The sequence below is a fragment of the Tistrella mobilis genome, assembly GCF_041468085.1.
Lineage (GTDB): Bacteria > Pseudomonadota > Alphaproteobacteria > Tistrellales > Tistrellaceae > Tistrella > Tistrella mobilis_A.
Genome location: NZ_CP121017.1, coordinates 3,316,620 through 3,328,487, shown reverse-complemented (window position 1 = coordinate 3,328,487; position 11,868 = coordinate 3,316,620). Strand labels below are relative to the sequence as shown.

Below are 11,868 nucleotides of genomic sequence, written 5' to 3'. Positions count from 1 at the left end.
CTGTTCCTCGTTCGCTGCGTCACGCCTTGCGGCGGAAGGCTTCCGGATCGCCGGCCGAGCCCAGATAGGCGTCGAGCACCGTCTGGTTCGCGCGAATCTCGGCCATGGTGCCCTGGGTCAGCACGGTGCCCTGGGCCATGACGATGACCGGGTCGCACAATTCGGTCACGAGGTCCATGTCGTGCTCGATGATGCAGAAGGTCATGCCGCGCTCGCGGTTCAGCCGGCGGATCACATCGGCCAGCTTGACCAGCAGCGTGCGGTTCACGCCGGCGGCCGGCTCGTCGAGCAGGATCACCCGGCAGTTGTCGACCATCATGGTCCGGCCGAGTTCCAGCAGCTTCTTCTGCCCGCCCGACAGGTTCCCGGCCAGCTCGCCCGCGACATGGGTGATCTCCAGGATGTCGAGCACCTCCATGGCCTTGCGGCGGATGAGGGCATCCTCGCGCTGCACCCGTCCCCAGGACAGCCAGGCCGAGATCAGGTTCTCGCCCGCCTGGCCGGCCGGCACCATCATCAGATTCTCAAGCACGGTCATGCGACCGAGTTCGTGCGGAATCTGGAAGGTGCGCACCAGCCCCTGCCGGAACAGCTGGTGGGGCTTGAGCCCGGTCACGTCGCGGCCTTCCAGCAGCACCTTGCCGCTGGAGGGCGGCAGGGCGCCGGCGATGATGTTGAAGAGCGTGCTCTTGCCGGCACCATTGGGCCCGATCAGGCCGGTGATGGAGCCTTTCGGCACGTCCAGCGAGCAGTCGTCGACGGCTGTAAGCCCGCCGAAGCGCTTCACGATGTTCTGTACGGAAATCAAGGCCGACATCGCTTCCATATGTCGAAGTTGGCCGCATGCCGCACCAATCGTCCCGCGGGGGCCGGACGGTCGGACGGCGGTTGCCCTGACGGAATGCTGCGCGCTGTGGTTTCGCGCGTCCAGCCGTAACGTGTTCGGAAGCACGTGCGGTGCGTCATTTCTCCCCCAGCACCGCAGCCCCTCCGCGGGCCTCCCCTGAAGGCTCCGGACCTAAGTAACCAAACCGTCGCGCGCTGGCAACCGCGAAACCCGACCAGAGCGAACGGTGTCGATTCCGAGGTTTGGACCGCATGTTTTGCGATCCCCCGACCGGTGCGCGATCCCGATTATTTCCGGAAGAGGCGTTCGGATCTGCTCCCGACCGCAGGATTGGAATGATATTGCGCCGCACAAGGAATATTGTGCATAGCCACATCCTGGATCCGGGCGATTTGATCCCGAAATGGTATACCATCATCTCGGGCATGATTGCGATTGTATGGGTGGCCACCACTCCCGGTGGCGGGCAAGCTTCTGCCCCGATCTCCGCCGGCCTGGAACGATCCTGCCCCGCGGCGCCTCTGCCGGCGGGTGGATAGACAGCACATTCCAGCGGCTGCCGGCCAGACTTCGCGACCGGGAGCGGGTGGATGCCCGATCCCGCTTTTCATGCGAAGGGATCCCCGGATGACTGCCGCCTGCAGCCGCATCGCCATCATCATCGACCCGGCCCTGCCGGCCGGACTGCTTGCCAACACCATCGCCGGCATCGCCATCGGCCTGGGGGCAGCCCGGCCGTCGCTCGGCGCCGTCGCCCTCACCGATGCGGCCGGCCGCGCCACGGCCACCATCACCAACCTGCCGGTTCCCGTCCTTCAGGCACCGGGCGAGGTGATCCGCAGCCTGCTGCTGAAGGCCCTGCCGGCCCCCGAAGACGCCGTCGTCGTCCCCTTCCCGGGCTTCGCCCGCAGCCTGCACGTCTTTGCCGACTACGTCGCCACCTTCCCCGACCGCGATCTCGGCACCGAGACGATTGACGGCTTCGGCCTCTTCGGCCCGGACAAATGGGTGCGCTCGCTGACCGGGAGCCTGAAACTGTTGCGGTGAGCAACACCAATCGACAGTCAGTTGTCCGGATCCTGGTGTTTCTGGATATAATTCGATGCAGAACACACGTTCCGGGCGCATCGGGCCCGTCGGGTCGGCCGGCGGGTTGATGGCCGGACGATCTCGGGACTGTCCGCCCATCATGCTGAAATCGGCATTGAGCCGTCTGACCGGGAACCTGCACCGCCCGGCCCATCTGAACCGCGCCTCTTTGCAGGTGTTCACCGAACTCGATGTCACCCGGGTCGCGACCGAACTCCGGCTGGAGGCGGAGGGACGTGCCCGGGGGGTGCGGGAAGAACCGCCCTCGGACAGCCTCGTCCCGGACGATATCGAGGCCCGCATCGCCGAACAGGTCGCCGCTCAGAACAGCCGAGCCTTCGAGACGTTCGAGGAACAGGCCCATACCTATTCGGAACGTCTGGCCGGGCTCGCCTTCGAGGAACGGTTCAACGAGATCCGGCTGGCGGCGCCCGAATGTCTGTCGGAATTCCGGGCCGAGGCGGCGAAGGGCATGGACGAGCTGCATGGGCTGCGTCGGCGGGTGCTGGAGGCGGAGGCGGAACGCAACGCCTTCCGTGCCCGTCATGGCATCGACCGCGCAGCCCGGCTGCACACGCCGCTCCGGCGCGGGCTGTCCGTTGCGGTGATCGCGCTGCTGCTGCTGGTCGAGACCATCGCCAATGGCAGCTTTCTGGCGGTCGGTAGCCAGGCCGGTCTGCTGGGCGGCGCATCCCAGGCCTTCTTCTTCGCGGCGCTCAATATCGGGGTGGCCTTCTTCGCGGCCTTCTGGGGCGTCTCCCGTCTTGCCCATCGCAGTGGCGCCATGAAGGCCGTGGGCGTCATCTCGCTGCTGATCTATCTGGTGCTGGCCGTGGCGATCAATCTGGCGCTCGCCCATTACCGCGAGGCTGCCGAACTCGTTGCCGAAGGGGCAGGGCAGGAGGTGATGCGCCGACTTGGCACGGCGCCCGTCGCCATGGCCGACGTCCAGTCCTGGGTCCTGTTCGGCATCGGCCTGCTGTTTTCGGCCCTTGCCTTCGCCGATGGCTGGCAGTTCCGCGACCCTTATCCAGGCTATGCCGGTGTGCAGGCGCGGCTGAATGCCGCCCATGATGCCTATATGGCCCGCAAGACCGCGCTGATCGACACGCTCGACGACATCCGCCGGGACTATGGCGAAAAGCTGGGGGAGGTGAGCCGCGACCTCTCGGAACGGCGCAAGGACTACGACACGATCATCTCCAACCGCCAGCGTCTCCAGCTGCTGTTCGAACAGGCGCAGGTCAATCTGGAGGCTGCCGGCACCGCGCTGCTTCGGATCTACCACACCGCCAACCAGTCGGCGCGGAGCACGCCACCGCCGGAACGTTTCGTCCGGGGCTTCACCCTGACCCGCATTCCTGCCGCCATCCCCCGGCGGGACGAGGGAGATCGCGACCTGCTGAACGAGCAGATCCGGATCGCTCAGCAGACGCTGGAAGCCGCGATCGTCGACATCAACCGCGCTTTCGCCGAGACGGTCGAACGCTATCGTCAGCTCGACAGCCTGATTCCGGAGGCAGGGGATGGCACGGCGGCGTAGGCGGCGCGGTGGCCGCGGCGAGACTGGTACCGTCATCGGCCTCGTTCTTGCCGTGGTGGCGATTCTCGCCATTCTCGGGGCCGGCGGCTGGCTGTGGTTCGGCGCCGAACGCCCGACGAAGCGCGATCCCGAGAGCCTGTGTCCCGCGGACGGGCATCTCGCCGGCATCACCGTTATTCTGATCGATAGTTCCGATCCGCTGCCCGAAATCGGGCGGCGCGAGGTGAAGACCCTGCTCACCGACATCGCGACCGGCGCTGCGGTGAACGAGCGCATCGATCTGAGGGTGATGACACAGGAAGACGGCGGTTCGCGCGTGCTGTTCAGCCGCTGCAATCCGGGCGATGGCAGCGATCTCGACGAATGGACAGCCAATCCGACACTGGCTCGCAAGCGCTGGATCACCGCCTTCGAACGGCCGCTTGCCGAGGCGCTGGGTACGGGGCTGGCGCCGCACACCGGCGAGGTTTCGCCGATCATGTCGGCAATCCAGGCCATCGCCGTCGACAGCTTCACCGGACGGGCCGTTGCCGATCTGCCCAAATCCCTGGTGATTGTCTCTGACATGGTCGAGAACACGTCGCTCTATTCGCAGTTCCGGGGCGATCTGCGCTACGACACCTTCAAAGCGTCTCCCGCCTACAGGCAGTACCGCACCGATCTCGGGGGAGCCGCGGTGACGCTGTTCTATATCGAGCGCGCGGCATCGAAGCTGAAATCGGTCGATCATGTCGGCTTCTGGCAGCAGTGGATCGACGACAACCGGGGCCGGTTCGAGCGGGCCCACAAGCTGCAGGGGGCAGGCTGAATGTCCGGCACGCGTCTCGACACTTTCTTCGGGCCGATCGTGTTCTTCGTGTTCGTGCTCGCAGGTGCCGGCTTCATTGTTGCTGCGAAGCTGATGGGCCTGCCCGCCTGGGTGGTCACGGGCGTGCCGGTGGCCCTGATGCTCTGCTATGCAACGGCCCTGCTCGGCTTCCGCAGGCTCCGGCTGCGCGCTGACCAGAACGGCGACAATCTCTACTATATGGGCTTTCTCTACACCCTGGTCAGCCTGGGGGCATCTCTCTACCAGTTCAGCGCCGATGGGGCTGCCGACGAGATCGTGCGCAATTTCGGCATCGCCATCGCCTCGACCATTGCCGGTGTGGCGCTTCGGGTGATGTTCAATCAGATGCGGGTCGATCCGGTCGAGGTTGAGCACACCGCCCGCATCGAACTTGCCGACGCTGCCCGGAATCTCCGGCGTGAGCTGGACCGCACGGTGCTGGAACTCTCCCATTTCCGCCGTGCCACCGAACAGGTGATGGGCGAGGGCTTCGAGGAGATCCTGAACACCACCCGCACGGTGTCGGAACGGCTGCTCGCCGACGTTCAGGATGCTGCCCGCAAGGCCGTGCAACCCATCGAGACGGTGTCGCAATCGTCGAGTGCCACGCTCGACGGACTTACCACCCGGGTGTCCGCCTCGCTTGGCGACGTCACCCGCCGCCTGGCCGAGGACACCGACGGGCTGGCCGCCAGCGCTGGCCGGGTGACCAGCAGTCTGGGTGAGACGGCCGAGCGGCTGCGCGCGATGCAGACGCCGGAACAGCTGATCCGGATCCAGATTCAGCCGACCATCGATGCGCTGGCCCAGGCCGCCGCAGGCTTCGACCGGTCGACGCGGGAGAATACCGGGGCGCTGATCCAGGCGATCGGCGAGGTGGAACGGGCCGCCCGGGCGCGGGAGGCCGCCGGCCACGGGGTTCTGGGCGAGACCCGGGATGGGCTGCGCCGGCTTGCCGAGGCACTGGAGCGTACCGAAACCGGCAACCGTCGCATCGCCGAGGCGCTTGCCGCACTTGCCGCACGCGAGCCGGTTCGGGAAGGGCCGGATGCCTCATCCGCGACCTTCGAGACGGCGGATGATGGCCGATCCGCAGGGGGCCTACCCACAGGGCAGGGCGGATGAGCGACGACATGAACCGGGCCACCGGCGGTGGCCTGCCGGATGGGGGCATGCGGCGGGCCGCCGCTTCCTATCGTCGCGGCATCGTGCTCGGCCTGACCATGGCAGAGCTCATGCTTCTGCTGGTCTTCTGTCTGGCGCTGATCTCTGCCGTAATCTTCACGCGCGATGCCCGCACCATTTCGCGCATCGAGGCGGAGCTTGCCGAAGCGCGGCTCAAGGTCGCAGAACTCGACGCCGAGGGATCGATGATGGCCCGGATGCTGGAGGCGCGCCCGGATGTGCCCGAGGACTGGCGCGAATTGTCCATCGGCGCGGCAACTGCCCGCCAGCTGGCGGAGACCGGCATGACCCTACCGGAGGTGCAGGAAATCGCCCCTTATTGGCGCGACCTCGCCCCTTATGTCCGTGCCGGTATCACGCCTGAAGAGCTGGCCCGGCTGATCGACGAGGCCCGGGCGCTCGATGACGCCCGCGCGGAACAGGATCTGGTCGGGATGACGCCTGACGAGATTGCGCGGCTTGCAGCCGGAGCCCGCACGGCGGAGACTGCCCCGAAGACCGATGCGGCGCCCGGCATGCTCGACCGGCTGCTAGGGCGCGGGACACATGACTGGCCGCCGATCATCAGCCTGAGCGAGGCCGACGGCTATTCCTTCGGGATCGGCAGTGCCGAGATTTCACCGGAGTTCCGGACGCTTCTGTCCACGGCTGTGGTCGAGCAGCTGGTGCAGATCTCGGGCCGCTACGGCACCGACGTGATTGAAGTGATCGGCCATACCGACGAACAGGGCATGGGCGGTCGCCAGTCCAATCTGGATCGCAGCCTGCTGCCGGTTCTGCGTGGTACCGAAGGTGCCGGCCGGCTTCGTCCGGGGGACAATGCCGGGCTGGGCATGGCACGTGCGGCCGCGGTCGCCCGCATCCTGCGGGCAGATCCCCGGCTCTCGGAACTGCGCATCCTGCCCTATTCAGGTGCGCAGACGATCATGCCCGGCGATGTTCTCGCCGATGGCTCACAATCAGGGGATGTGAAGGAACGCCGCCGGATCGAGATCCGGGTGCGCCGCTCGCCGCAGGCGGGGTGAACGGATCAGCCGCCCGTCAGCCGCCGGAGATCGGCGCCGAGCGCGTCTACGGCCCTGTCCAGATCCTCCCCGGTCATGCCCAGGCGATCGCGGGCATGGCGGCGGTTTTCCGGCAGGTCGAGCGCCTCGTGAACCCGTGAGAGGGCGGCGAGGACCGAGGGGCCGTAGGCGCCGACGGCCTTTGTGACCGCTGCATCCGGGACAGGGCCCAGATGCCGGATCAGCATGCCGAGATCGATCGCATCCCGCCAGGCGACGGCCCTGTCGGCCCCGCGGTCGGCATTGGCGAGCAGTTTTTCGGCGTACTGGTCGGCGGTGCTCAGCACCGGGCAGCCGCACAGCCGGGCATCTGGCGGATCCAGCTCGATGCGGGCTTCGCGGACGATTTCGAACTTCACCGGCCGGCCGTCGATTTCGATCAGGGCACGCAGGCCGTACTGATCGGCGCGGTGGCCGCGGGGCAGGGTGACGGGGGCTCTGAACAGGCTTCCGAACCCGCCGTCGAAGATGCGCTGACGGAGGAAGCGATACCCTTCCGTGCTGGCACAAAGGAAGTCGACATCGGCGGAGACCCGGTATTCCCCAAGCGCCAGCACGATCGCGGTGCCGCCCCCGAAGCGGCAGGCGCCGGCCTCCAGAACCGCCGCGTCCAGCCGGCCGAGCAGGACCGCGACCGCCTGATGCTCGGGGCGACGATAGCCGGTCATCGGACCAGCATCCGCCCAGCCCCCCAGCGGCGGGTCAGCCGGTCGATCAGCGCCCGTTCGCGGGGCGTCAGGCGGTCCTGGTCGACATGGCGCCAATTGGCCTCGTAGAGGGCGAAGACCTCCGCTTCCGGCAGTGGTCGTGCCGGATCGCGGTTCCAGGCGAGCAGCCGGAGTTCGGGATACTCGGCCGGGACGATGAGGGCGGGTGGGGCGATGTCCTGGGCCATGATCCCGACTCTAGGCATGGCGGGCCGCCTCTGCCACCAAAACCGAACGCCGCCCCGGTCGGAACCGGGGCGGCGTCGGATGATCGTCGGGGTGCAGGCAGGGGCGGCCGGGCCGCCCCGCCGGTCACGAGCAGCCGCTGGTCGAGCCGCAGGTGACGCATTTCAGGCAGGTGCCGTTGCGGACCAGGGTCATGTTGCCGCATTCGCCGCAGGGGTCGCCCTCGAAGCCCTTCTGGCGGGCGATGCGGATCGCCTCCAGGCGCTCGTCGACCACGTCCGCATGGCCGAGTGCGGTCGGCGACAGGTCTTCATGGGTATGGGCATGCGGCTCGGCATAGGCGGTGGCGGTGTTGCCGCCCGCGCCGCCGCGGAGCACGTAGAGATTGCTGCGCACGAAGCCGGCGCTGGCGAGCCCCATGGCCGCGGCGACCGCGGGCGCCGGGGTGGGGGTGCCGCCCTGGCCGTCTTCGCGCGTGCCTTCGCGCACACCGCGGCCCACGCTGTCGGGCAGCAGGTCTGCAGCCTGGACCGGCTGGACATGGGCGAGATCGGTGCGGCCCAGATACGAGATCGCGAGTTCCCGGAACACATAGTCGAGCACCGAGGTCGCCATCTTGATCGCGTCATTGCCTTCCACCATGCCCGAAGGCTCGAAGCGGCTGAAGACATAGGCGTCGACATATTCGTCCAGCGGCACGCCGTACTGCAGGCCGATGGAGATGGCGATGGCGAAGGCGTTCATCAGGCTGCGGAAGGCGGCGCCTTCCTTGTGCATGTCGATGAAGATCTCGCCCAGCTTGCCGTCTTCGTATTCGCCGGTCCGCAGATAGAGCTTGTGGCCACCGACCACCGCCTTCTGGGTGTAGCCCTTGCGGCGATGGGGCAGGCGCTGGCGCTCGCTGATATACTGGGTGACGATCCGCTCGGCCACCACGCGCGCCTGTTCGGCGGCGGGCTTCGCCGCGAACTCGGCCACCGCCTCTTCCACGTCCTCGACATCGTCGTCCAGGATCATGGCGTTCAGCGGCTGCGAGAGCTTGGAGCCGTCGCGGTAGAGCGCATTGGCCTTGAGGCCCAGCCGCCAGGACAGCATATAGGCCGCCTTGCAGTCTTCCACCGTCGCCGCATTCGGCATGTTGATGGTCTTGCTGATCGCGCCGGAGATGAAGGGCTGGGCCGCCGCCATCATGCGGATATGGGCTTCCGCCGACAGGTAGCGGGTGCCCTTGCGGCCGCAGGGATTGGCGCAGTCGAAGACCGGCAGGTGCCGGGCTTCCAGCCCCGGCGCGCCTTCCAGCGTCATCGCGCCGCAGACCCAGATGTTCGCGGCTTCGATCTCGTCCTTCGAGAAGCCCAGGCCCTGGAGCATGTCGAAGGCCGGATCGTCGAGCTGGGCATCGGTGAAGCCCAGCGCGTCGCGGCAGAATTCGGCGCCCAGCGTCCACTTGTTGAAGGCGAATTTCAGCTCGAAGGCCTGGGCCAGCGACTTCTCCAGCCGCTCGATCGCCGCATCGTCGAAGCCGCGGGCACGCAGCGCGTCATGGCCGATGGCGGGCGAGCCCGCCAGCGTGCCGCGGCCGACCGCATAATCGATGATCGCGCGGATGCGGGGCTCTTCATAACCCAGCTTCGCCAGCGCCTCGGGCACGGTGCGGTTGATGATCTTGAAGTAGCCGCCGCCGGCCAGCTTCTTGAACTTCACCAGCGCGAAATCGGGCTCGATGCCGGTGGTGTCGCAATCCATCACCAGGCCGATCGTGCCGGTGGGGGCGATCACGGTCGACTGGGCGTTGCGGAAGCCGTGCGCCTCGCCAAGTTCCAGCGCCTGATCCCAGGCGCGGCGGGCGGCATCGCCCAGGCGCGGGTCGGGCAGGTTGGCGTGGTCCAGCGCCACCGGCGCCACGGCCAGCTGCTCATAGCCCTCGGTCGCGCCATGGGCGGCACGGCGATGATTGCGGATCACCCGCAGCATCGCCTCGGCATTGGGGGCGTATTTCGGGAAAGTGCCCAGTTCCTTCGCCATCTCGGCCGAGGTCGCATAGGCGACACCGGTCATGATCGCGGTCAGCGCACCGGCCAGTGCCCGGCCTTCATGGCTGTCATAGGCAAGGCCCGAGGCCATCAGCAGGCCGCCCAGATTGGCGTAGCCGAGGCCGAGGGTGCGGAAATCATAGGACAGCTGAGCGATGGTCGCCGAGGGGTACTGCGCCATCAGCACCGAGATTTCCAGCGTCACGGTCCAAAGCCGGACCGCATGCTCATAGGTCTCGATGTCGAACGAGCCGTCCGCGCGCCGGAAGGTCATCAGGTTCAGCGACGCCAGGTTGCAGGCCGTGTCGTCGAGGAACATGTATTCCGAGCACGGGTTGGATGCGTTGATCCGGCCGTGGGCGGGGCAGGTGTGCCAGTCGTTGATCGTGGTGTCGAACTGGATGCCGGGATCGGCGCTCGCCCAGGCGGCGTTGCCGATCTGCTCCCACAGATCCTTGGCGCGGATGGTGCGCACCACCTTGCCGTCGGTGCGGCGGGTCAGCGTCCACTCGCCATCGGCCAGCACCGCGTTCAGGAACGCATCGGTGACGCGCACCGAATTGTTGGAATTCTGGCCCGAAACGGTCAGATAGGCTTCCGAATCCCAGTCGGTGTTGAACACCGGGATATGGAGTTCGGTATAGCCCTGGCGGGCGAACTGGATGACGCGCTGGACGTAATTCTCGGGGATCAGCGCCGCGCGGGCGGCCTTGACCGCGGCCTTCAGCGCCGGGTTGCGGCGCGGGTCGAACCGGTCGTCCTCGGCGATCTTCAGATCCGATGCGGCCCTGATCACCGCGTTCAGATGCCGGTTGGCAAGCTTCGAGCCGGTGACGAGCGCCGCCACCTTCTGCTCTTCGATCACCTTCCAGTTGATATAGGCCTCGATATCGGGATGGTCGACATCGACCACCACCATCTTCGCGGCCCGGCGGGTGGTGCCGCCCGACTTGATGGCGCCGGCGGCGCGGTCGCCGATCTTCAGGAAGCTCATCAGGCCCGACGAGCGGCCGCCGCCCGACAGCGGCTCACCTTCGCCGCGGACCGACGAGAAATTGGTGCCGGTGCCCGAGCCGTATTTGAACAGCCGCGCCTCGCGGACCCAGAGGTCCATGATGCCGCCCTCGTTCACCAGATCGTCCGAGACCGACTGGATGAAGCAGGCATGGGGCTGCGGGTGTTCATAGGCCGTGGCGGAACGGGTCAGCTCGCCGGTGACATGGTCGACGTAATAATGGCCCTGGGCCGGGCCGTCGATGCCATAGGCCCAGTGCAGGCCGGTGTTGAACCACTGCGGCGAGTTGGGTGCTGCCATCTGGTCGGCCAGCATCCGGCACATTTCGTCGCGATAGGCGGCGGCATCCGCTTCGCTGTCGAAATAGCCGCCCTTCCAGCCCCAATAGGCCCAGGTGCCGGCCATGCGGTCGAAGACCTGGGCGGCGGTCCGCTCACCCGTATAGCGCTCGCCCTCGGGCAGGGCGGCCAGTGCCGCCTCGTCGGGTTCCGAGCGCCACAGGAATTCGGGCACGCCTTCTTCGGGCACGCGCCGGGTGACGGCGGGAACGCCGCGCTTGCGGAAGTACTTCTGCGCGATAATGTCGCAGGCGACCTGCGACCACGAGGCGGGGACCTCGATATTTTCGAGCTTGAAGACGACCGAGCCGTCGGGGTTGCGGATTTCGCTGGTGGCGGTCCGCATCTCGATCCCCTGGTAAGGGGAGCGGCCATCGACGGTGAGCTTGCGGGCGATCCGCATCGTATCCTGCCTCCATCATGCTGGCGGGCGGCCTGGGGCCCGCTCGCGTGGGATTCAACGGAAAATGGCGACGCAACGACGCCCCGGGCACGGAAACACCCCGAAGCCCGGCCACCGGTGCATCGACTGCATCGGTTCGTCCATGGGCGCGCGGGGTGTGGTGTCGGGGATCGGGTCTGTCGGGTTGGGGTTATGTCCGAAGGTCGCCGGCCGGGCCGGCGCCAAATCTGCGGCGGGATCCCCCGAGGAAGGTGCCTTCGGTCTGCCCGTCTGACCCGGATCGTAAGCCTGCACGGCCCCGCGCCGCAAGTGTTTTCCGTCTGCCCTGCCTTACAATATCTAGGGGGTCTTGCAGGGGATTTTATCTATATGGTGTGGTCATGTATGGGAAAGTCCGCCATGTCCGGGACTTCGCACAGCATTGGCGCAAAGCCCCGGAGCGCCTTGATTCCGCGCCGGAACCGGGCGATTCTTCCCCGGGTTTTCCACAGGCGGCCTGTGGACAGGATGGCTGTCATCGATGCGTAATGCAGCGCTGCCGTCACCCCTGCACGGCACATATGCCCGCCCTGCACGGCCGAGACTTGCGCACAGGGGGGGCAACCCCTATCTTGGCGGCGGCCAGTCAT

The 11,868-nt window shown here is 67.1% G+C and carries 9 protein-coding genes; 5 read left to right on the top strand and 4 right to left on the bottom strand.

Features of this window, described 5'->3' with window-relative positions:
* Positions 1 to 19: 19 nt before the first annotated feature.
* Positions 20 to 808 (bottom strand): ABC transporter ATP-binding protein, encoded by a 789-nt coding sequence (locus P7L68_RS20625; RefSeq protein ID WP_372006899.1) that lies wholly within the window; start codon positions 806 to 808, stop codon positions 20 to 22.
* Positions 809 to 1,474: 666 nt separating this feature from the next.
* Here P7L68_RS20625 and P7L68_RS20620 point away from each other — a divergent pair.
* The 5 genes from P7L68_RS20620 to P7L68_RS20600 all read left to right on the top strand — a co-directional run bounded on the left by P7L68_RS20620 (position 1,475) and on the right by P7L68_RS20600 (position 6,518).
* Positions 1,475 to 1,894 carry a DUF2000 domain-containing protein gene (locus tag P7L68_RS20620; protein ID WP_372001248.1) on the top strand — a complete coding sequence of 140 codons (420 nt, stop codon included), beginning with the start codon at positions 1,475 to 1,477 and terminating at the stop codon, positions 1,892 to 1,894.
* Positions 1,895 to 2,036: 142 nt separating this feature from the next.
* Positions 2,037 to 3,479: a hypothetical protein gene (locus tag P7L68_RS20615; RefSeq protein WP_372001246.1), complete on the top strand. Its 1,443-nt coding sequence runs from the start codon at positions 2,037 to 2,039 to the stop codon at positions 3,477 to 3,479.
* The gene (locus P7L68_RS20610; protein WP_372001244.1) at positions 3,463 to 4,287 is read left to right on the top strand and encodes a hypothetical protein; all 825 of its coding nucleotides are present in this window, start codon (positions 3,463 to 3,465) and stop codon (positions 4,285 to 4,287) included. The genes P7L68_RS20615 and P7L68_RS20610 overlap by 17 nt, the downstream gene beginning before the upstream one ends.
* The gene (locus P7L68_RS20605; RefSeq protein WP_372001243.1) at positions 4,288 to 5,433 is read left to right on the top strand and encodes a hypothetical protein; all 1,146 of its coding nucleotides are present in this window, start codon (positions 4,288 to 4,290) and stop codon (positions 5,431 to 5,433) included.
* An 8-nt stretch (positions 5,434 to 5,441) separates the two neighbouring features.
* Entirely contained in the window at positions 5,442 to 6,518 is a 1,077-nt protein-coding gene (locus P7L68_RS20600) for a nuclease (RefSeq protein ID WP_372001241.1), read from the top strand.
* Positions 6,519 to 6,523: 5 nt separating this feature from the next.
* Here P7L68_RS20600 and P7L68_RS20595 read toward each other — a convergent pair whose 3' ends face one another.
* From P7L68_RS20595 to P7L68_RS20585, 3 genes are all read right to left on the bottom strand, one after another.
* Positions 6,524 to 7,225 carry a nucleotidyl transferase AbiEii/AbiGii toxin family protein gene (locus P7L68_RS20595; RefSeq protein WP_372001239.1) on the bottom strand — a complete coding sequence of 234 codons (702 nt, stop codon included), beginning with the start codon at positions 7,223 to 7,225 and terminating at the stop codon, positions 6,524 to 6,526.
* Complete coding sequence (locus P7L68_RS20590; protein WP_296716442.1) at positions 7,222 to 7,452, bottom strand: hypothetical protein; 231 nt, start codon at positions 7,450 to 7,452, stop codon at positions 7,222 to 7,224. The genes P7L68_RS20595 and P7L68_RS20590 overlap by 4 nt, the downstream gene beginning before the upstream one ends.
* A gap of 124 nt (positions 7,453 to 7,576) precedes the next feature.
* A complete protein-coding gene (locus P7L68_RS20585; RefSeq protein ID WP_372001237.1) occupies positions 7,577 to 11,239 on the bottom strand; it encodes a vitamin B12-dependent ribonucleotide reductase in 3,663 nt (1,220 codons plus the stop codon).
* Positions 11,240 to 11,868 lie beyond the last annotated feature (629 nt).

Excerpts from the sequence above, each read along its gene's own strand:
- P7L68_RS20620 (WP_372001248.1), top strand. The coding sequence starts at position 1,475 with ATGACTGCCGCCTGCAGCCGCATCGCCATCATCATCGACCCGGCCCTG.
- P7L68_RS20605 (WP_372001243.1), top strand. The coding sequence starts at position 4,288 with ATGTCCGGCACGCGTCTCGACACTTTCTTCGGGCCGATCGTGTTCTTC.
- P7L68_RS20600 (WP_372001241.1), top strand. The coding sequence starts at position 5,442 with ATGAACCGGGCCACCGGCGGTGGCCTGCCGGATGGGGGCATGCGGCGG.
- P7L68_RS20595 (WP_372001239.1), bottom strand. The coding sequence starts at position 7,225 with ATGACCGGCTATCGTCGCCCCGAGCATCAGGCGGTCGCGGTCCTGCTC.
- P7L68_RS20590 (WP_296716442.1), bottom strand. The coding sequence starts at position 7,452 with ATGGCCCAGGACATCGCCCCACCCGCCCTCATCGTCCCGGCCGAGTAT.
- P7L68_RS20610 (WP_372001244.1), top strand. The coding sequence starts at position 3,463 with ATGGCACGGCGGCGTAGGCGGCGCGGTGGCCGCGGCGAGACTGGTACC.
- P7L68_RS20615 (WP_372001246.1), top strand. The coding sequence starts at position 2,037 with ATGCTGAAATCGGCATTGAGCCGTCTGACCGGGAACCTGCACCGCCCG.
- P7L68_RS20585 (WP_372001237.1), bottom strand. The coding sequence starts at position 11,239 with ATGCGGATCGCCCGCAAGCTCACCGTCGATGGCCGCTCCCCTTACCAG.